The sequence below is a fragment of the Streptomyces mangrovisoli genome, assembly GCF_000974985.2.
Taxonomy (GTDB): domain Bacteria; phylum Actinomycetota; class Actinomycetes; order Streptomycetales; family Streptomycetaceae; genus Streptomyces; species Streptomyces mangrovisoli.
Genome location: NZ_LAVA02000036.1, coordinates 72,501 through 92,580, shown reverse-complemented (window position 1 = coordinate 92,580; position 20,080 = coordinate 72,501). Strand labels below are relative to the sequence as shown.

General features: G+C 72.8%; 20 protein-coding genes. 14 read left to right on the top strand and 6 right to left on the bottom strand.

Translation table 11 applies throughout. The annotated features are described in order from the left end of the window. Positions 1-81: 81 nt before the first annotated feature. Both WN71_RS17275 and WN71_RS17270 read left to right on the top strand, forming a co-directional pair. Positions 82-822, top strand: a complete 741-nt coding sequence (locus WN71_RS17275) for a response regulator transcription factor (protein WP_046584485.1) — start codon at positions 82-84, stop codon at positions 820-822. Next, positions 819-2,354, top strand: coding sequence for a sensor histidine kinase (locus tag WN71_RS17270; protein ID WP_079177916.1), 1,536 nt, complete (start codon positions 819-821; stop codon positions 2,352-2,354). The genes WN71_RS17275 and WN71_RS17270 overlap by 4 nt, the downstream gene beginning before the upstream one ends. A gap of 163 nt (positions 2,355-2,517) precedes the next feature. On the opposite strand, the gene WN71_RS17265 is transcribed toward WN71_RS17270, so the two are convergent. The 3 genes from WN71_RS17265 to WN71_RS17255 all read right to left on the bottom strand — a co-directional run bounded on the left by WN71_RS17265 (position 2,518) and on the right by WN71_RS17255 (position 4,908). Then, entirely contained in the window at positions 2,518-3,246 is a 729-nt protein-coding gene (locus WN71_RS17265; protein WP_046584484.1) for a L,D-transpeptidase family protein, read from the bottom strand. 3 nt (positions 3,247-3,249) lie between these two features. Beyond that, positions 3,250-3,837 (bottom strand): pyridoxamine 5'-phosphate oxidase family protein, encoded by a 588-nt coding sequence (locus WN71_RS17260; RefSeq protein WP_046584483.1) that lies wholly within the window; start codon positions 3,835-3,837, stop codon positions 3,250-3,252. 201 nt (positions 3,838-4,038) lie between these two features. Further along, the gene (locus tag WN71_RS17255; RefSeq protein ID WP_206300093.1) at positions 4,039-4,908 is read right to left on the bottom strand and encodes a hypothetical protein; all 870 of its coding nucleotides are present in this window, start codon (positions 4,906-4,908) and stop codon (positions 4,039-4,041) included. Positions 4,909-5,167: 259 nt separating this feature from the next. Here WN71_RS17255 and argH point away from each other — a divergent pair, with 259 nt between their 5' ends. The 4 genes from argH to WN71_RS17235 all read left to right on the top strand — a co-directional run bounded on the left by argH (position 5,168) and on the right by WN71_RS17235 (position 10,020). After that, positions 5,168-6,595, top strand: a complete 1,428-nt coding sequence (argH, locus tag WN71_RS17250; RefSeq protein ID WP_046584482.1) for an argininosuccinate lyase — start codon at positions 5,168-5,170, stop codon at positions 6,593-6,595. A 289-nt stretch (positions 6,596-6,884) separates the two neighbouring features. Next, a complete protein-coding gene (locus WN71_RS17245) occupies positions 6,885-7,856 on the top strand; it encodes an aldo/keto reductase (protein WP_046584481.1) in 972 nt (323 codons plus the stop codon). 95 nt (positions 7,857-7,951) lie between these two features. Further along, positions 7,952-8,503 (top strand): TetR/AcrR family transcriptional regulator, encoded by a 552-nt coding sequence (locus tag WN71_RS17240; protein WP_046584480.1) that lies wholly within the window; start codon positions 7,952-7,954, stop codon positions 8,501-8,503. After that, positions 8,500-10,020, top strand: a complete 1,521-nt coding sequence (locus WN71_RS17235; protein WP_046584479.1) for an MFS transporter — start codon at positions 8,500-8,502, stop codon at positions 10,018-10,020. Before WN71_RS17240 ends, WN71_RS17235 begins: the two co-directional genes overlap by 4 nt. Before the next feature lie 309 nt (positions 10,021-10,329). On the opposite strand, the gene WN71_RS17230 is transcribed toward WN71_RS17235, so the two are convergent. Continuing rightward, positions 10,330-11,019: a lysophospholipid acyltransferase family protein gene (locus WN71_RS17230; protein WP_079177915.1), complete on the bottom strand. Its 690-nt coding sequence runs from the start codon at positions 11,017-11,019 to the stop codon at positions 10,330-10,332. A 382-nt stretch (positions 11,020-11,401) separates the two neighbouring features. Here WN71_RS17230 and WN71_RS17225 point away from each other — a divergent pair, with 382 nt between their 5' ends. From WN71_RS17225 to WN71_RS17215, 3 genes are all read left to right on the top strand, one after another. Beyond that, complete coding sequence (locus tag WN71_RS17225; RefSeq protein ID WP_046584477.1) at positions 11,402-12,586, top strand: glycerophosphodiester phosphodiesterase; 1,185 nt, start codon at positions 11,402-11,404, stop codon at positions 12,584-12,586. A gap of 104 nt (positions 12,587-12,690) precedes the next feature. Further along, positions 12,691-13,242 carry a sigma-70 family RNA polymerase sigma factor gene (locus WN71_RS17220; RefSeq protein WP_046584476.1) on the top strand — a complete coding sequence of 184 codons (552 nt, stop codon included), beginning with the start codon at positions 12,691-12,693 and terminating at the stop codon, positions 13,240-13,242. Between the two features lie 45 nt (positions 13,243-13,287). Continuing rightward, on the top strand, positions 13,288-13,785 hold the full coding sequence (locus WN71_RS17215; RefSeq protein ID WP_046584475.1) for a GNAT family N-acetyltransferase: 498 nt from the start codon (positions 13,288-13,290) through the stop codon (positions 13,783-13,785). A 31-nt stretch (positions 13,786-13,816) separates the two neighbouring features. Here the strand turns inward: WN71_RS17215 and WN71_RS17210 are convergent, their stop codons facing one another. Together WN71_RS17210 and WN71_RS17205 are read right to left on the bottom strand one after the other, a co-directional pair. Continuing rightward, complete coding sequence (locus WN71_RS17210) at positions 13,817-14,281, bottom strand: hypothetical protein (protein WP_046584474.1); 465 nt, start codon at positions 14,279-14,281, stop codon at positions 13,817-13,819. Between the two features lies 1 nt (position 14,282). Continuing rightward, positions 14,283-14,642 carry a hypothetical protein gene (locus WN71_RS17205; protein ID WP_046584473.1) on the bottom strand — a complete coding sequence of 120 codons (360 nt, stop codon included), beginning with the start codon at positions 14,640-14,642 and terminating at the stop codon, positions 14,283-14,285. A 533-nt stretch (positions 14,643-15,175) separates the two neighbouring features. On the opposite strand from WN71_RS17205, the gene WN71_RS17200 reads away from it, so the two are divergent. The 5 genes from WN71_RS17200 (at position 15,176) to cbiE (ending at position 20,027) form a co-directional block, all read left to right on the top strand. Continuing rightward, entirely contained in the window at positions 15,176-16,219 is a 1,044-nt protein-coding gene (locus WN71_RS17200) for a methionine ABC transporter ATP-binding protein (protein WP_046584472.1), read from the top strand. Next, positions 16,216-16,941, top strand: coding sequence for a methionine ABC transporter permease (locus WN71_RS17195; RefSeq protein ID WP_046584471.1), 726 nt, complete (start codon positions 16,216-16,218; stop codon positions 16,939-16,941). Before WN71_RS17200 ends, WN71_RS17195 begins: the two co-directional genes overlap by 4 nt. Positions 16,942-17,028: 87 nt before the next feature. Then, on the top strand, positions 17,029-17,865 hold the full coding sequence (locus WN71_RS17190) for a MetQ/NlpA family ABC transporter substrate-binding protein (protein ID WP_046584470.1): 837 nt from the start codon (positions 17,029-17,031) through the stop codon (positions 17,863-17,865). Positions 17,866-18,054: 189 nt separating this feature from the next. Continuing rightward, positions 18,055-18,693 (top strand): GNAT family N-acetyltransferase, encoded by a 639-nt coding sequence (locus WN71_RS17185; RefSeq protein ID WP_046584469.1) that lies wholly within the window; start codon positions 18,055-18,057, stop codon positions 18,691-18,693. Positions 18,694-18,809: 116 nt separating this feature from the next. Beyond that, positions 18,810-20,027, top strand: coding sequence for a precorrin-6y C5,15-methyltransferase (decarboxylating) subunit CbiE (gene cbiE, locus WN71_RS17180; protein ID WP_046584468.1), 1,218 nt, complete (start codon positions 18,810-18,812; stop codon positions 20,025-20,027). Positions 20,028-20,080 lie beyond the last annotated feature (53 nt).

The following is a 20,080-nucleotide window of genomic DNA, read 5'->3' as shown; positions in this document are numbered from 1 at the left end:
GGTCCCGCGCAGCGGACTCAGAGGAAACTCAGAGGCCCCACGGCGTTCCGGCGGCCGCTTTGGGGTGATGCTGGTAAGGAGATGAACACCACCCGCTCCGGCCGCCCGGCCCTCACCCGCCCCGACGGCTCGCCGTTGCGCGTCCTCGTCGTCGACGACGACCCCGACCTCGCCGAGGTCCTCTCCGGCGCGCTGCGCTACGAGGGCTGGCAGGTCCGCTCGGCGGGCGACGGCGCCTCCGCGGTCGCCGAGGCCCGCGAGCTGCTGCCCGACGCGGTCGTCCTCGACGTGATGCTCCCCGACACCGACGGCTTCGCCGTGCTGCGCACCCTGCACACCGTCAAGCCGGACGTGTGCGTCCTCTTCCTCACCGCGCGCGACGCGGTGGAGGACCGGATCGCCGGGATCACCGCGGGTGGCGACGACTACGTCACCAAGCCCTTCAGCCTGGAGGAGGTCGTCGCCCGGCTGCGCGGACTGCTGCGCCGCGCGGGCATGGCCCGGCAGCAGGAGGAAGGTCCGCGGATGACCGTCGGCGACCTCGTCATGGACGAGGAGGCCCGCGAGGTCACCCGCGGCGGGGAGCTGATCGAGCTGTCCCCGACCGAGTTCGAGCTGCTGCGCTTCCTGATGCGCAACCCGCGCCGCGTGCTCAGCAAGGCCCAGATACTCGACCGGGTCTGGTCCTACGACTTCGGCGGCCAGGCCCACGTGGTCGAGCTGTACATCTCCTACCTGCGCAAGAAGGTCGACGCCGGCCGCGAACCCATGATCCACACCGTGCGCGGGGCGGGCTACGTGCTGAAACCGGTGCAGCGATGACCCCCGCGCGGCCGGCCGGGGCGGGCTCCGGGGCACGGGCCCTGCCGCGCCGGGCGGCCCGCGCGCTCCGGCGGCTGCCCCGGCCGCGCACCCTGCGGGCCCGCCTCACCGCCGGTCTCGTGGTGCTGCTCGCGGTCAGCTGCGCCGCCGTGGGCCTCGCCGCGGTGTTCTCGCTCAACGGCTTCCTCACCCAGCGCCTCGACGAACAGGTGAGCCAGGTCGGCACCCGCTTCCCCGCCAGCCTGGAGCACAACGGGCAGCTGCCCGACGACCACGACGGCGACGAGCGCGGCGACACCCGGCGCCAGGCCACCGGCACCTTCGGCGCCCGGCTGCTCAACGGCGTCGTCACCAACAAGGGAGTCGTCCGCTCCGGCGACCTCACCGCGGACCTCGCCGTCGACCTGACCGCCGCGGACGAGCGACAGCTCGCCGACGTCCCCACCGACGGGCGGGCGCACACTGTCGAGCTGTCCGCGCTCGGCGACTACCGGGTGGTGGCGAGCGAGGGTCAGGACGGCGACGTGCTGATCGTCGGGCTGCCGCTGGAACCCGTGGAGGCGAGCGTCCACCGGCTGGAACTGGTGGCCGCGATCGTCTTCGGGCTCGCGCTCGCCGTCACCGGCGTCGCGGGCGCGTTCTGGGTGCGCTGGTCGCTGCGCCCGCTCGACCGCGTCGCCGCGACCGCCACCCGGGTCAGCGAACTGCCCCTGGCCAGCGGTGAGGTCGCGCTGCCCTCCCGGGCCCCCGAGGCCGACCCGCGCGGCGAGGTCGGCCAGATGGCCGCCGCCTTCAACCGGATGCTCGGCCATGTCGAGGACGCCCTCACCAAGCGTCACGCCAGCGAGGAACGGCTGCGCAGCTTCGCCGCCGACGCCAGCCACGAGCTGCGCACCCCGGTCGCCTCCGTCCGCGGCCACGCCGAACTCGCCCTGCTGCACCCCGGGCCGGTGCCCCCGGAGGTCACCCGCGCCCTGGAGCGGATCACCGCGGAGTCCTCCCGGATGGGGGAGATGGTCGACGAGATGCTGCTCCTCGCGCGGCTGGACGCGGGCCGCCCGCTGGAACGGAAGCCGGTCGACCTGACCCGCCTGGTCCTCGACGCGGTCACCGACGCGCGGGCCGCGGGCCCCGGGCACCGGTGGGCGCTGGAGCTGGCGGAGGAGCCGGTCACCGTCACCGGCGACGCCCACCGCCTGCACCAGGTGCTCGCCAACCTGCTCGCCAACGCGCGGCTCCACACGCCGGCCGGCACCAAGGTCACGGTCTCGCTGGACACCGACGGGGACCGGGCCGTCCTCCAGGTCCGCGACGACGGCCCCGGCGTGCCCGAGGACGTCCAGCCCGGCGTCTTCGAGCGCTTCACCCGCGCCGACCGCCGCCGCACCGAGGCCGCGGGCGGCGGCGCGGGCCTCGGCCTCGCGATCGTCGCGGCGGTGGCGGAGGCGCACGGCGGCACGGTCTCCCTGGAGAGCAACCCGGGCGCGACGACGTTCACGGTACGGCTGCCGCTGGGCGGGGCGGACGGGTAGGGACCTCGGCGTCGTCCGCCTGCGGGCCCATCGTGGCCAGTCGCGCAGTTCCCCGCGCCCCTGACGGGGCACGTCGGGCTCAGCGCCCCTCAGGGGCGCGGGGAACTGCGCGAACGGCCACTTCGGTGCCGCAGGCGGGATGACGGGGTGACTGCAGCGGAGCTCAATAGCGGCTCAGCGCCGTCGCGCCGCTCGCCGTGCCGATCGCGATGTGCGGCCGGCGCCGCGGGTCGGTCCAGGCGAGGAGGCGACGCATCGCGTCCCGCGGCACGGACACGCACCCCGCCGTCGCCCCCCGCCCGTTCACATGCAGGAAGATGCCCGCGCCGCGCCCCCGCACCGGCTCGCGGTAGTTGAACCCGATGACGAGGCCGTACGCGTACTGGGTGGCGTAGGAGATCAGACGCTCCGACTCCGACCCGCGGCAGTCGGCCGCGAGCGGCTCGCTCCACCGGTTGTACGACGCCGACCGCGTGTCCTCGCACCACCACGAGCCCTGCCGGACGCGCCGGTAGGCGACCCTCGTGCCCGGCGGCGCCGCCTCGATGCCGAAGGCGTACGGCAGGTCGTACAGCCCGGTCGGGGTGGTGTAACCGCCCTGCACCCGTGCGGCGCCCTCGACGAGCCCCCGCGCGCCGAACCGGGCCGGTGCCGAACCGGCCCGCACCCACCGCCCGTCCGTCAGGTCCCACCAGGTGAGGGTGCCGGACGTGGCGCCGGTGCCCGGCGCCTGAGCGAGGATCAGCTGCGTGCCGCCGCCGGTGTCGGCCAGTGCCGCGGGCCCCGGACCGGTCGGCCGCTTCGCGCGCGGCGCGCCGCCCGCGGCGGGCGGGGCGGCGCCGAGCACGAGGAGGGACGCGGACACGAGGGCGGCGACGACACCGGGGCGCATGTCTCAGACCGTAGAGGGCGGCAGCGGCAACGGCAGCCCGGGTAGGCCGTCCAGGCTGGTCGCCACGTGCTCCTTCTTGTGGAAGTAGTCGTTCAGCGAGGCGTCGTCCTCGCGCGCGAAGCGCTTGGCGTGCAGGTCGCGGTCGGTGTCGTAGGTCATGAAGGGGACCGCGTAGCCGCAGGTGTCGCGGATGAGGTCGGCCGTCACGACGATGACCGCGCGCAGCCCGTGCGGGGTGGGGTCGATGCCGGGGAAGCGGGCGAGCAGCCCGGGGAAGCGGGGATCGTCGCGGAAGACCGGCTCGCCCCGGCCGTGCACCCGCACGATGTTCGGCGGCCCCTGGAAGGCGCACCACATCAGGGTGATCCGCCCGTTCTCCCGCAGATGGGCGATGGTCTCGGCGTTGGACCCGGCGAAGTCGAGGTACGCCACCGTCAGTTCGTCCAGCACCGCGAAGGAGCCGGTGAGGCCCTTGGGGGAGAGGTTGACCGTGCCGTCTCCGGACAGCGGGGCGGTCGCGGTGAAGAAGACCGGCTGGGCCTCGATGAACGTCCGGAGCCTGCCGTCGATGCGTTCATAGGTCTTTCCCATGTCCACCGATTATCCGGCCGATTCGTTCGGCTGTCTAAGGGGTTGTCGGGGGAACGGGGCAAGGGGGCGACGGGAGGGCGGGACCGGGCGCGGCCGCCTCTCGGGGGCAGCGCCCGTGTCCACCATGGCATCGCCGCGGCCGCGTTCACCGTGGCCGCCCCGGCCGGCGCTCGTGCGGGGCGGCCACGGCTGCCTGTCACGTCACTTGGTGAGCGTGCAGGCGGCCAGGGAGTCGAGGCCGGTGGGCTTGGTGCCCTGGCGGCCGATGGCGATGGCGATCCGGTCGATGGTGGAGACGCGCTTGTCCTTGAGCGGGCCGAGGATGGCGTTCTGGACGAAGTTCTCCCCGCCTTGTCCGACGGTGTTCTGGAGGCGGGTGTTGGCCTCCTGGATCTGGGTGTCGAGGAGGGCGAGGTTGCGGTCGACCTCGGCCTGCGCGGAGGCGGGCACGGCGGGGAGCTGGGACTTCACGTCCGGGCAGGTGATGGTGCCGACATCGCTGGCGTCGGCGGAGCCCGACCCGGTGTCGCCGGTGCCGGTGTCCGCGCCGCTGCTCGCCGTGGCCGATGCGGTGGCGGTGTCGCCGGGCGTGGCCGAGGCGGCTCCGGACGCCGCGGCGCCGCCCGTGTTCAGGGCGCAGGCGGCCAGGGAGTCGAGGCCGGTGGGCTTGGTGCCCTGGCGGCCGATGGCGATGGCGATCCGGTCGATGGTGGAGACGCGCTTGTCCTTGAGCGGGCCGAGGATGGCGTTCTGGACGAAGTTCTCCCCGCCTTGTCCGACGGTGTTCTGGAGGCGGGTGTTGGCCTCCTGGATCTGGGTGTCGAGGAGGGCGAGGTTGCGGTCGACCTCGGCCTGCGCGGAGGCGGGCACGGCGGGGAGCTGGGACTTCACGTCCGGGCAGGTGATGGTGCCCGGGTCGGCCAGGGTGCGGGCGTTCTGGGTGCCGCTGCTGTCGCCGGGCGTCCCGGCGAGCGCGGAGCCCGCGATGACCGCGCCCGAGAGCACTGCCGCGGCGGCGCCGCCGATGATCGCCACACGGCGCTTGTTGTACTTCGGAAGAGCCCTGGACATGCCGAATGCCTCACTAGGGTCTGGAGTGGACGACGAGAAGTGACGTGCGGTGACCGCTGGGGCGCCTGGCGTTCGGGGAGGAGTACGGGAAAGCGATTGCCCTTGTTCAAAGGGTCTTCAAAAACCTTGGAGGAAGGGCCTGTTGGCGGACTCGCGGGTTCGGCGGCCGTTCCGGACCGATCCGCATTGACGATTCATGCATAACCCTGCATACTCATGCATGACGAGGATGCAGCCACACCATCGAGGAGCAGCGCAAGTGAGCAGCAACAGCGGTGACGTCCGGCTCTGGGGCGGCCGTTTCGCCGACGGTCCCGCCGAGGCCCTGGCCAAGCTGTCCGCGTCCGTCCACTTCGACTGGCGGCTCGCCCCCTACGACATCGCCGGCTCCCGCGCCCACGCGCGCGTGCTGCACAAGGCGGGCCTGCTCACCGAGGACGAGCTGACCCGGATGATCGCCGGCCTCGACCGGCTGGAGGCGGACGTCGCCGACGGCTCCTTCGTGGGCACCATCGCCGACGAGGACGTGCACACCGCCCTGGAGCGCGGCCTGCTGGAGCGCCTCGGCCCCGACCTCGGCGGCAAGCTGCGCGCCGGCCGCTCCCGCAACGACCAGATCGCCACCCTGTTCCGCATGTACCTGCGCGACCACGCCCGGATCATCGGCGGCCTGATCGCCGAGCTCCAGGACGCGCTGATCGGCCAGGCCGAGGCCCACCCCGACGTGGCGATGCCGGGCCGCACCCACCTCCAGCACGCGCAGCCGGTGCTCTTCGCCCACCATGTCCTCGCGCATGTGCAGTCCCTGTCCCGGGACGCCGAACGGCTGCGGCAGTGGGACGAGCGCACGGCCGTGTCGCCCTACGGCTCCGGCGCGCTGGCCGGGTCCTCGCTGGGCCTGGACCCCGAGGCGGTCGCCGCGGACCTCGGCTTCGAGCGGGGCAGCGTCGGCAACTCCATCGACGGCACGGCGTCGCGCGACTTCGTCGCCGAGTTCGCCTTCGTCACCGCGATGATCGGGGTGAACCTCTCCCGGATCGCCGAGGAGATCATCATCTGGAACACGAAGGAGTTCTCCTTCGTGACCCTGCACGACGCGTTCTCCACCGGCTCCTCGATCATGCCGCAGAAGAAGAACCCGGACATCGCGGAGCTGGCGCGCGGCAAGTCCGGGCGGCTCATCGGCAACCTCACCGGGCTCATGGCCACGCTGAAGGCGCTGCCGCTCGCCTACAACCGCGACCTCCAGGAGGACAAGGAGCCGGTCTTCGACTCCTGCGACCAGCTGGAGGTGCTGCTGCCCGCCTTCACCGGCATGGTCGCCACCCTGACGGTGAACCGCGAGCGGATGGAGGAGCTGGCCCCGGCCGGCTTCTCGCTCGCCACCGACATCGCGGAGTGGCTGGTCCGCCAGGGCGTGCCCTTCCGGGTCGCGCACGAGGTGGCCGGCGAGTGCGTGAAGGCCGCGGAGGCGGAGGGCAAGGAGCTGGACGAGCTGACGGACGAGCAGTTCGCCAAGATCAGCGCGCATCTCACGCCGGAGGTCCGCACGGTGCTCGACGTTCCCGGCGCGCTGGCGTCCCGCAACGGGCGCGGGGGTACGGCGCCGAGCGCGGTCGCGGTCCAGCTGACCGAACTGAAGACGGACCTGACGGTCCAGCACGCGTGGGCGACGGCGAAGAAGTAGCCCCCTGAGGGGCCGGTCCCCGGCCGCGGGCCGATGGCACCTTTTGCGCAGTTCCCCGCGCCCCTGAAGGAAGTCCGTCTGCGGCCCGGTGGGGCCCGTTCGCGCAGTTCCCCGCGCCCCTGTCGGGGCACGTCGGGCCCAGCGCCCCTTCAGGGGCGCGGGGAACTGCGCGGCCAGCCATGACGTGCCCGCACCCGTCGATTCACCCCAGCCCGGTGCCGCTGAGCCCTCCGCCGAGGCCACCGCAGGTAACTTGGGCGGGGACGGACCCGACCGAACGGAACCCGTGATGCCCTTCGCCCGGCTGGCCGCGGCCACCACCCCCACCTGCCACATCGGACTCGGCCTCGCCGCGGTGGGCCGCCCCGGCTACATCAACCTCGGCCGGGACCGCGACCTGGGCGCCGACCGCAGCGTCGAGTCGCTGCGCGCCCGCACCCACGAACTCCTCGACGCCGCCTACGCCCAGGGCGTCCGCTACTTCGACGCGGCCCGCTCCTACGGCCGCTCCGAGGAGTTCCTCGCCGACTGGCTGAACACCCGCCCCGGCCTCGACGACATCGTCGTGGGCAGCAAGTGGGGCTACACCTACACCGCCGACTGGACCACCGACGCCGAGCGGCACGAGGTCAAGGACCACGGCCCGGCGACGTACGCACGCCAGCGCGCGGAGACCGACGCGCTGCTCGGCACGCATCTGGACCTGTACCAGATCCACTCGGTGACCCCGGACAGCCCGGCCCTCACCGACAAGGAGCTCCACGCGAAGCTGGCGGAGGCCGCCGCGCGGGGCACCACCATCGGCTTCTCCACCAGCGGCCCCGCCCAGGCCGACGCCGTCCGGGCGGCCCTCGCCGTGACCGTCGACGGCGAGCCCCTCTTCCGTACCGTCCAGTCGACGTACAACGCGCTGGAGACCTCGGCCGCCCCCGCGCTGGCCGAGGCGCACGACGCCGGGCTGACGGTGATCGTCAAGGAGGGCATGGCCAACGGCCGCCTCGCCGGGCCGGACGCGCCGCAGGCGCTGCGCGCGGTGGCGGAGGAGACCGGTCTGGGCCCCGACGCGGTGGCCCTCGCGTTCGTGCTGCGCCGGCCCTGGGCCGGGGTCGTCCTGTCCGGAGCGGCCACCACGGCCCAGCTCTTCTCCAACCTGCACGCCGCCGCGGTCGACCTGGACGAGGACCAGGAGCACCGGCTGGCCGCGCTCGCGGAGGAACCGGGCGCGTACTGGGACACGCGCGGCCGGCTGCCCTGGCACTGAGCCCCGCCCTCCGGCTCCACGGCCGACCCACCTCGCCATGAGGCGCGCACGTTTCTCGTGAGACATTGCTGTCTCATATGGTCTACCCTTGTCTCATGGCCGTCGACCGTGACCACGTGCTGCGCACCGCCGCAGCCCTGCTGACCCGCAAATCCACCGCGACCATGGACGAGGTCGCCAAGGCGGCCGGGATCAGCCGCGCCACCCTGCACCGGCAGTTCGCGGGACGGGACGCGCTGGTCCGCGCCCTGGAGGCGCTCGGCATCGCCGAGTGCGAGGCCGCGCTGGACCTGGCCCGGCCGGACGAGGGCCCCGCGACCGACGCCGTACGCCGGCTCGTGCGCGCGATCGAGCCCTCCGCCGGGCTGCTGGCCTTCCTCTACACCGAGAACCAGCTGTTCGAGGGCGAGGAGCAGAACGCGGGCTGGACCCGGATCGACGACCGCATCGCGGCCCTGTTCCGCCGCGGCCAGGCGGCCGGCGAGTTCCGCATCGACCTCACTCCGGCCTGGCTCACCGAGGCGCTGTACGGCCTGCTCGCCTCCGGGGCCTGGGCGGTGGCCGAGGGCCGGATGGCACCGAAGGACTTCACCCACATGATCGTCGAGCTGCTGCTCGGCGGTGCGCTACGGAGAGAGGAACCATGACCAGCACCCTGCGGCCGGCACGTACGACCGAGGCGGTACGGCGGCCCGGCCGCTGGCTCGCGCTCGGCGTCCTCGTGCTCGCCGTGCTGCTGGTGGCCGTCGACGCGACCGTGCTCGGTCTCGCGACCCCCTACATCAGCGAGGACCTGAACCCGACCGGCACCCAGCTGCTGTGGATCGGGGACGTCTACTCCTTCGTCATCGCCGGACTGCTCGTCTCCATGGGCAGCCTCGGCGACCGCATCGGCCGCAAGCGGATCCTGCTGGGCGGCGCCACGGCGTTCGGCGCGATATCCGTGCTCAACGCCTACGCCACGACTCCCGAGTCGATGATCGCGGCCCGCGCGCTGCTCGGTGTCGCGGGCGCGACCCTGATGCCCGCGACGCTCGCGCTGATCCGCAACCTCTTCCACGACCCGCGCGAGCGCAGCCTCGCCGTCGGCATCTGGGGCGCCACCGCCTCCGCGGGCACCGCCGTCGGCCCGGTCCTCGGCGGCTTCCTGCTCGGCCACTTCTGGTGGGGCTCGGTGTTCCTGATCAACCTGCCCGTGATGGCGGTGCTGGTGCTCGTCGGCCTCAAGCTGCTGCCGGAGTCCCGCAACCCCGACCCCGGCCCGTGGGACCTGGTCAGTGTGGCGCTGTCGCTGGTCGGTGTGATCGGCGTGGTCTACGCGGTCAAGGAGGCCGCGGCGCACGGCCTCACCTGGGCGGTGCCCGTCACCGGAGTGCTCGGCGCGGCGGCCCTTCACGGCTTCGTACGGCGCCAACTCACCCTGCCCAAGCCCCTGCTGGACATGCGGCTGTTCCGCAACCGCGGCTTCAGCGGGGCCGTCCTCGCCGATCTGCTGACCGTGCTCGGCATGTCGGGCCTGGTGTTCTTCCTCTCCCAGTACCTGCAACTCGTGCAAGGCAGAAGCCCGTTCGAGGCGGGGCTGGCCGAAGTGCCCGCGGCGGTGGGCGCGGTGGGGGCCGGCCTGATCGCGGGCCGCACCGCGCGCCGCTTCTCGGTGCGCTCGGTGGTGTCCGGCGGACTGGCCGCGGTGGGGCTGGCGCTGGCCTCCCTCACGCTGCTCACGCAGTCCACGGGCTATCCGGTGCTCGGCGCGGCCCTGCTGGTGGTGGGCGTCGGCGCCGGCTTCTCCTTCACGGTGACCGCGGACGTGATCCTGTCCAGCGTCCCCAAGGAGCAGGCGGGCGCGGCCTCGGCGGTCTCGGAGACGGCGTACGAACTCGGCGCGGCGCTCGGCATTGCGCTGCTCGGCACGATCGTGACGGGCGTGTACCGCGGCTTCACCGCCCCGGCGGGCACCCCGTCCGGTGCGCACGAGTCACTGGGCGGCGCGGTGGAGGCGGCGGCCGGCCTGCCGGCCGACCGCTCGGCGGAACTCCTGTCCGCGGCCCGCGAGTCCTTCGTCAGCGGCATGACGATCGCGACGGGAGCGGGAGCCCTGGTCCTGCTGGCCACGTCCGCCACAGCCTGGTTCCTCCTCCGAGGCCAACGCCTGGAGAACGCGTAGCGCCTTCCCGGTCTCGGCGACCGCGCCCCGCAGGGGCGCGGGGAACTGCGCGAGCAACCACGACGCACCCGCACGGGGGCAGATCCCGAATCCTGCGACCGCGGCCCGGTGGGGGCTGATCGCGCAGTTCCCCGCGCCCCTGGGGTGCGGGGCCGAGCCCCCGTAAGGGGCGCGGGGACCTGCGCGAATGGGCACGACGCACCCGCACCTCAAAGGGGCGCGGGGAACTGCGCGAGCGACCACGACGCGCCCGCACCCGAGAAGGGGCAGGCCGGCCCCGCCGAAATCCGCCGAACCGCCGGTAGGGCGCTACGCCGCCTTCGCCTTCGTGGCGTACATGTCCACGTACTCCTGCCCCGACAGCCGCATGACCTCGGACATCACCGAGTCGGTCACGGCCCGCAGCACATAGCGGTCGCGGTCCATGCCCTCGTAGCGGGAGAACTCCATCGCGGGGCCGAAGCGGACGGTGACCTTGCCCGGCCGCGGGATGCCCGCGCCGCCCGGCTGGAGCTTGTCCGTGCCGATCATCGCGAACGGGACGACCGGGGCGCCGGTCATCAGGGTGAGCCGCGCGATGCCCGTGCGGCCCCGGTACAGCCGGCCGTCGGGGGAGCGGGTGCCCTCGGGGTAGATGCCGAAGACCTTGCCCTCCTCCAGCACCCGGCGCCCGGTCATCAGCGCCGCGACGCCGCCGTTGGCCCCGTCGCGGTCCACCGGGATCATGCCGACGCCGGTGAAGAACCACGCCATCAGGCGGCCCTTGAAGCCCTTGCCGGTGACGTACTCGTCCTTGCCGATGAAGAAGACCTGACGGTCGCAGACCAGCGGAAGGATCATCGAGTCGATGAAGGTCAGATGGTTGCCGGCCAGGATGACCGGACCCTCGCCCGGGATGTGCTCGACGCCCTCCGCCTTGAGGCGGAACATCAGGCGCATGATCGGTCCGAGCACTGCCTTGATGAGCGCGAAGCGGGACAACGGGCCCTCCGGTGTCAAGTGGAAGTCGAGCGGATCTGTATGAGTCTGTGCAGGTGAGGACGATACTCGCGGGCCGGGGGATCGCGCACATCGGGTGAGCCGCGTTCACCGAGGTCTTACGCACTGTTGACGCACGTTTACCTGCGGTGGCGTCCCGGGGGCCGCGTGTAACCTCCCCGCGACGATGTGACGGACATCGCGCGGGCGCCTGCCGTACGCCTACCCGCGACGCCCCGCACCAAGCCGGCGGACCCGGTCGGCGGACCGGCCGACGGACCGTCATCCGCCGCCCCTCGTACGACATGTGCCGTTCCCTTCCGGGTCTCCCGTACGTCATGTACACGCCCGTACCATCGGCCCGCCCGCACACACAGGCCGGCTCGACGGCAGGAGAACGCGCATGGACCACCAGAACGCGAACAGGGCGAACGGCGCGCACGAACGGACCGGCGTCACCGGACGCCGCGCCCTTCTCGGCGCCGCGGTGCTCGGCGGAGCCGTCCTCGGACTCGGCGGCACCGCCGGAGCGGCCGAGGCGGCCGGCGCGAGCCGCGGCGGCGGCCTGAGAGGTCTGCCGGTGCCGACGATCATCGGGCACCGCGGCTCGAGCGGCTACCGCCCCGAGCACACCTTCGGCTCCTATCAGCTCGCACTCGACCTCGGCGCCGACGTCGTCGAGGCCGGCGACCTCGTCCCCACCAGGGACGGCCATCTCGTCTGCCGCCACGAGCCGGAGATCGGCGGCACCACGAACGTCGCCGACCACCCCGAGTTCGCCGCCCGCCGCACCACCAAGGTCGTCGACGGCGTCTCCACCACCGGCTGGTTCACCGAGGATTTCACCCTCGCCGAGCTGAAGACCCTGCGCGCGGTCGAGCGCATCCCCGCCAACCGCCCGCACAACACCCTCTACAACGGCCGCTGGGAGATCCCCACCTTCGAAGAGGTGCTCCAGTGGCAGGACGCGCAGTCCCGCAAGCGGGGCAGGCAGGTGTGGATCTACCCCGAGACCAAGCACCCCACCTACTTCCGCGGCCTCGGCCTCGGCCTGGAGGAGCGGGTCGCGGGGCTGCTGCGCAAGTACGGCAAGGACGGCCGGAACTCCCCGGTCATCCTCCAGTCCTTCGAGCCGACCAGCATCCAGCGGCTGAACAAGCTCGTGGGCAACCCGCTCGTGGTGCTGCTCTCCACCGCCGCCAGCCGCCCGTGGGACTTCGTGGCCACCGGCGACCCGCGCACCGTCGCCGACCTCGTCACCCCCGCGGGCCTCGCCGAGATCGCCGGCTACGCCCAGGGCATCGGCCCGACCCTGGACCTGGTCATCCCGAAGAACGCCGACGGGACCCTGGCCGCGCCCAGCACCCTGGTGCGCGACGCCCACGCGGCGGGCCTGGTCCTGCACCCCTACACCATGCGCAACGAGAACCCCTTCCTGCCGACGGAGTACCGCAAGGGCACCGCCGCCGACGCCTACGGCGACGCGTTCGGCGCCTTCGCCACCTACTTCGCCACGGGCATCGACGGCGTCTTCACCGACAACGCCGACACCGCCGTCCTCGCCCGCGAGGACTACCTCGGCCGCTGAACCCGTACGGGAGGACGCCGTCAACGGCCGAGCCCGTGCCGCTCGTTCGACGGATTCCCGGCCGCCCCGGCAACCCCTGCCGGGGCGGCCGCGTCGTGCCGCACATGACCCACGACCTGTTCACCGCCCTGCGCCCGCTGCTCGCCGCCGAGGCCGGTGCCGAGGCGCCCGCCGCCGGAGCGGACCCCGGCGACCTCGAACAGGCCGTCTGGCTGCGCCTGCTGGAACACCTCCGCGCGGGCGGTCCGCCCGCCGACCCGCCCGCCTGGCTGCGCCGGGCGGTCCGCTCCGAGGCCCGCCGCGGCCGCCGCGCGGCCCGCCGGGAACGGCCCTACGGCGGCGAGCCCGCGGACGCCGACGGCGCCACCCGTGCGGAGGGGCCCGCCGCCCCCGCCGACGCGTTCGGCTCCGACCCCGAGGGACGCGCCCTCGACGCCGCCCACCGCCACACCCTGCACGACGCCGTGCGCCGGCTGCCCGGCCGCTGCCCCGGTCTGCTCGCCGCGCTGCTCTCGGCGAAAGACCTGACATACCGGGAGATCGCGGGGGAGTTGGGTATCTCACAGGGCAGCCTCGGACCGGAACGTTCCAGATGTCTGGGATGTCTGCGCCGATTGCTGGCGCCGGAGGTTGCGGCCCGCGAAGCGCGGGGATAGGAGTGGGGAACGACAGGCGATCAGGTGAGCGGGAGGCGTGCGCACATGGGCATGAGCGTGACCATCTCGGTGGCGACCGAGCAGGACGCGGAGCAGATCTTCAGGTTGCAGTACCTGTGCTTCCAGAGCGAGGCGGCGCTGTACGGCAACTACCGCATCGACCCGCTGATCCAGAGCCTGGACTCGGTGCGCGAGGAGGTGGCCGCGGACTGCGTCTTCGTGGCCCGGCTCGGCGAGGAGGTGGTCGGTTCGGTGCGCGGCCGCGTCACCGAGGACGGCGCCGCCTCGATCGGCAAGCTCTGCGTCCACCCCCGGCTCCAGGGCCACGGCATCGGCGCGCGCCTGCTGCGCGCGGCCGAGGCGGCGCTCGTCGAGGAGCGCGGCGCCAAGCGCTTCCGGCTCCAGGCCGGCCACCGCAGCGAGGGCAACCTGCGCCTGTACCGCCGCGTCGGCTACGAGACGGTCGGCACCTCGCAGGGCGACGACGGCGTACCGATGATCGTCCTGGAGAAGCCGGCCGGGGTCTACGCCACCACGGCGTGAGGGGTCCACGCCGTCAGGAGGCCCTACGCCCCTACGGCGTGACCGCCGCCGTCCGCGACCTGCGCAGCCAGTACAGCGCGGTCAGCGGCAGCAGCACGGGGATGAAGACGTACCCCATGCCGTAGTCGGACCAGACGGTCGAGTCGGGGAACGCCGACGGCTCGACCATCGTCCAGGTGCCGACGATCAGCACGCCCGCGAGCTCGGCGGCGCAGCACACCAGTGCCGCCCGCCGCGCCCCCTCGCCGCCGCGCACCAGCGAGTACGTGATGAAGCCGTACACCACGCCCGCGATCGCCGACAGCGTGTACGCGAGCGGCGCCCGGTCGAAGTCCGTCGCGATCTGGTAGACCGAGCGCGACACCGCGCCGACCACCATCACGCCGTAGAACCAGACCAGCAGCATGCCCGGTCCGCCGATCAGCCGCGTGCGGGCCGGCTTCGGCGACTCCCCGGGCGTCCCCTGCGTCTGCGGGCCGTCCTGTGTGGCGGTCATCTCAGCCTCCCCAGATGTCGTAGAGCCGCACTTCGAGGACGGCGAGGACCACGCCGCCCGCGGCGACGGTCACCGAGCCCCAGCGGGTGCGCTCCGCGAGCGACATGAAGCCCGCCGCCGGCACGCAGGCGAACGCGCCCAGCAGATACGCCACGAAGATCGCCGTGCCCTGTTCCGGCTTCTCGCCCCGCGCCAGCTGCACGATCCCCACCACCAGCTGGACCAGCGCCAGCACGGAGACCACGGCCATACCGATGAAGTGCCAGTCCTTCGTGGGCTGGTCACGGTAGGCGGCCCAGCCGCACCAGGCGGCGAGCAGCAGCGCGGCGACACCGGTCGCCAGCGTCAGGGCATCAAGCATGAAGGCGACTTTATTACGGCCGCCGCCGCCCGCCGTCGCCGCCCCGGGAGCGGCCGCCCCGGACGTGGCATCGGCCACAGCCGGCCCGCGGGCCGCACCCCGGGAGGCCCCCGCGCGCACCCCGCAACACCCCAGCCCACACCGGCCGTCGGCGGTGTCGTCGCAGGTCCGGAGGGTGTCCACGGAGTGTCCACGACTGTCCGTCATGCGGACAGCCGTCCGTGGTCAGGACCGTACGTCTGGTTTACTGCTCGCATGACCACGACGAGCCGACGCGTATCCGCGACCGGGGCGACCACGCCGCCCGGTGCTCGTTGTCTGTGTCCCCGGCGCCGAATGTGCTGCCCCCAGCGCCGAATGTGCGCCTTCTAGAGGGCCCCCGCACCACCTGAGCGTCTCGCGCCCCGAAGCGAGGCCGCGGCGCACCCGTACGCCCCACGCCGTACGCAGCGCAGCGCCGTGCCCTGTCTCACCGCATGCACCCGTGTCCGGGCCCACCCACGCCCGCGCACTCGACAGTGACGGAAACCCACGTGATCACCACCACGGGCCTGACCAAGGTCTACCGCTCCGGCGGCCGTGAGATCACCGCCCTCGACGGCGTCGATCTCCATGTCCGCGAAGGCGAGGTGTTCGGCGTCATCGGCCAGTCCGGCGCCGGCAAGTCCTCGCTCATCCGCTGCGTCAACCTGCTGGAGCGCCCCACCGCGGGCACGGTCAGCGTCGACGGCCAGGACCTTACCGCCCTCGTCGGCCGCGGCGCCCGCGCCGGCAAGGAGCTGCGCCGTGCCCGCAGCCGGATCGGCATGGTCTTCCAGCACTTCAACCTGCTGTCCACGCGGACCGTCCAGGACAACGTCGAGCTGCCCCTGGAGATCCTCGGCGTCTCCGGCCGCGAGCGCTCCCGCAAGGCGCTGGAACTGCTCGACCTCGTCGGCCTCGGCGACAAGGCGAAGTCCTACCCGGCCCAGCTCTCCGGCGGCCAGAAGCAGCGCGTCGGCATCGCCCGCGCCCTCGCCGGCGACCCCAAGGTGCTCCTCTCCGACGAGGCCACCAGCGCCCTCGACCCGGAGACCACCCGCTCCATCCTCCAGCTGCTGCGCGACCTCAACCGCCGCCTCGGCCTCACCGTCCTGCTCATCACCCACGAGATGGACGTCGTGAAGTCGGTGTGCGACTCCGCCGCCCTCATGGAGCGCGGCCGCGTCGTCGAGTCCGGCACCGTCGGCGAGCTGCTCGCCACCCCCGGCTCCGAACTGGCCGCCCAGCTCTTCCCGGTCGGCGGCGAAGCCACCGGCAGCGACCGCACCGTCCTGGACGTCACCTTCCACGGCGACGCCGCCACCCAGCCCGTCATCTCGCAGCTCTCGCGCACCTACAACATCGACATCTCGATCCTCGGCGCCGCCATCGACACCGTCGGCGGGCTCCAGGTCGGCCGGATGCGCATCGAACTGCCCGGCCGCTACGAGGACAACGTCGTGCCGATCGGCTTCCTGCGCGAACAGGGCCTCCAGATCGACACCGTGGGCGCCCCGGCCCAGGACTCCGCGCTGGTGAAGGATGGTGCCAAGTGACCTGGTCCGAGATGCAGCCGCTGCTGTCCCAGGCGTGTTGGGACACCCTCTACATGGTCGGCTGGTCCACGGCCATCGCCGTGGCGGGCGGGCTTCCGCTCGGTGTCCTGCTCGTCCTCACCGACCGGGGCGGACTGCTCCAGAACCTCGTGGCGAACAAGGTGACCGGGCAGATCGTGAACGTCGCCCGCTCCATGCCGTTCATCATCCTGATGGTCGCGCTGATGAGCTTCACCCGCTGGGTCACCGGCACCACCATCGGCCGCGAGGCCGCGATCGTGCCGCTGGCCATCGGCGCCATCCCGTTCTTCGCGCGCCTGGTGGAGACCGCGATCCGCGAGGTCGACGGCGGACTGGTCGAGGCCGTGCAGTCGATGGGCGGCACCACCTGGACCGTCGTGCGCAAGGTGCTCGTACCGGAGGCGCTGCCCTCCCTGATCTCCAGCACCACGACCACCGTCGTCGCCCTCATCGGCTACTCCGCCATGGCCGGCACCGTCGGCGCGGGCGGCCTCGGCGACATCGCGATCCGCTACGGCTACCAGCGGTTCGAGACCCAGCTGATGTGGATCACCGTGGCCGTCCTCGCCGTCGTGATCTCGGTCATCCAGTTCGCCGGCGACTGGGCCGCCCGCTCGCTGCACCGCCGCGGCGGCCGCTCCGGGCCGGCCCCGAGGCTGCGGCTGCTCAAGCCCGCCGCGGCGACCGGCAAGACGGGCTGACCCGGCCGACCCCCCCGGCACCACCCCACAGATTTCCCCGCAGCACCCACCGCGGGGTTGCTCCACCCTTAAGGAAAGGCACTTTTCGTGCGTAACACCACCAAGTTCACCTCCGCCGTCCTCGCCGCGGGAGCCCTCACCCTCGGGCTCACCGCCTGCGGTTCCGACAAGGACTCCGCCTCCGGCTCGGCCGACTACAGCGGACCGCTGGTCGTCGCCGCCACCGCCACCCCGCACGCGGAGATCCTCGACTACATCAAGGACAACCTGGCGAAGAAGGCCGGTCTCGACCTCCAGGTCAAGGAGGTCACCGACTACATCACGCCCAACACGGCGACCGAGGACGGCTCGGTGGGCGCCAACTACTTCCAGAGCAAGCCCTACCTCGCGGACTTCAACGCCAAGCGCGGCACCCACCTCGTGTCCGTCGCCGACGTCCACCTGGAGCCGCTCGGCCTGTACTCCCACAAGGTCAAGAGCGTCGGCGCCCTGAAGAACGGCGCCACCGTCGCGGTCCCCAACGACGCCGACAACGAGTCCCGCGCCCTCAAGCTGCTCGCCGCCAACGGCCTGATCACCTTCAAGGACGGCGGCAAGGGCCAGGAGACCCCGCAGAGCATCGACAAGAACCCCAAGGGCCTGAAGTTCGCCGAGGTCGAGGCGGCCCAGACGGTGCGCTCCCTGGACGACGTCGACGCCGCGGTCGTCAACGGCAACTACGCGCTCTCCGCGAAGCTCAAGCCCGCCACGGACGCCCTCGTCCTGGAGTCCGCGAAGAACAACCCGTACGTGAACGTCCTCGCCGTGAAGAAGGGCAACGAGAAGGACCCGCGGGTCAAGAAGCTCGCCAAGCTCCTCAACTCGCCCGAGGTCAAGAAGTTCATCGAGGACAAGTACCAGGGCTCGGTCATCGCGTCCTTCTGACCGCTCGCCGCGACCGGCACGCGCGGCCCCCGACGCCCGGGGGCGTATGACGCGTATCGCCACGCACGGGGTCCACTCATGCACAACGAGTGGACCCCGTCGTGCGATTCAGTGGTTTCATGCTGCATGCTGGGCAGTTCAACGGGTCTGACGGTCCGTGCACAATTTCCGAAGGTTACGGAGCGGCGCATGACGAGCACCTTCCCCGACATCTCCATCAGCACGGAGCGGTTGGTGCTGCGCCCCTTCGAGGAGCCGGACCTCGACGCGCTCGCCGAGATGATGAACGACGAACTCGTCGTCGCCTGGTCCACCGTGCCCCACCCCTACACCAAGGACCACGCGCGGGCCTGGATCACCGAACTCGCCCCGGCCGAACGGGTGGAGGGCCGCGGCATCGTCTTCGCCGTGACCGAGTTCCTCACCCAGCGGATCGTCGGCATCGTCCATCTCCAGCACACCGACTGGCGGATCCGCTCCAGCGAACTCGCCTACGTCGTCGCGCCCTGGGCCCGCGGCGAGGGATACGCCACCGAAGCGGCCCTCGCCGCCGCCCAGTGGCTCTTCCAGGACCAGAAGTTCGAGCGGCTGGAACTGCGCACCGCCGCCGACAACACCGCCTCCCAGCAGGTCGCCCAGAAGATCGGCTGCATCAGCGAGGGCGTGCTGCGCAACGCGTGGATAGTCCGTGCCCGCGGCGGCGACGGCGCCTGGACGGACGTCCGCACCGACATCATCGTCTGGAGCCTGCTGCCGGAGGACCTGGCCGGCATCGGCGAGCAACTTGCCGAGTCCGGCGGGTTCACGCTGTACACCGACTGGAACTGACCCAGCGGGCCACGCCCACCCGTCACCGCGTCCACCGCCGCGACCAGGTACGCTCACGAAGCCCGCACGTTCGCGGGACCGCCCCGACGACCTGCGCAACCTGGAGACTGACGACGATGGCCGACCGGGTCACGGTGATCGGCTGGGACGGCTCGCCGCTGACCGCCGCGGCACGCTCCGCCCTCGCCGCCGCCACGCTCGTCGCGGGCGCGGCCCACCATCTGGCGCTCCCCGACATCCCGCCCGCCGCCGAGCGGATCCGGCTCGGCAGCGTCGCCCTCGCCGCCCGCCGCATCGCCGCCCACCGCGGCACCGCCGTGGTGCTGGCCGACGGCGACCCCGGCTACTTCGGAGTCGTACGCACCCTGCGCGCACCCGAGTTCGGCCTGGAGGTGGAGGTCGTCCCCGCCGTGTCCTCGGTGGCCACGGCGTTCGCCCGCGCCGGGATGCCCTGGGACGACGCGCTGGTGGTCGTCGCGCACCGGCGCACGCTGCGCCGCGCGGTGAACGTGTGCCGGGCCCACCCCAAGGTCGCCGTGCTCACCTCGCCCGGCGCCGGCCCCGCCGAACTCGGCCTGCTGCTCGACGGCGTGCACCGCACCTTCGTCATCTGCGAGGAACTCGGCACCGACCGGGAACAGGTCACCGTCGTGACCTCGGACAAGGCGCCCGACCACACCTGGCGCGACCCCAACGTGGTCATCGTCATCGGCGGACCCGCGAGCGCGGCGGAGGACGGCGCCTGGACGGCCGGGCGCGACCCCGGCGCCGGGCCGCGCGGCTGGCTGCTGCCCGCCGAGGTCCACGGCGACGCGCTCGGCGAGGGCGAGACCGACCTGCTGCGCGCCGCCCAGCTCGCCCGGCTGGGCCCGCGCGTCGGCGACCTGGTCTGGGACATCGGCTGCGGCAGCGGCGCGTTCACCACGGAGGCCGCGCGGGCCGGTGCCGCCGTCATCGCCGTGGACCGGGACCCGGAAGCCTGCGCCCGCACCGAGGCCTCCGTCCGCCGGATGGGCGTTCAGGCGCAGATCGTGCGCGGCGTCGCGCCGCACGTCATGGAGAACCTGCCCGAACCGGACGTGGTCCGCGTCGGCGGCGGAGGCGTGGCCGTGGTCTCCGCGGTCGCCGACCGGCGTCCCCGGCGCATCGTCACCCACGCGGCGACCCGCGATGCCGCCGAGCTCGTCGGCCGGGACCTGACCGAGCACGGCTACCGCGTCGAATGCGCCCTCCTCCAGTCCGTCGGACTCGACACGCGGGCCTGGACGGAGACCGAACGCAGTGTCGCGTTCCTGCTCACCGGGGACCTGCCGGAGCGCGAAGCGCCTCGTTGACGGGCGGTGGCCGGGGCGACGGGCGGGCTGGGCCGGATCGTGCCCCGTGATCC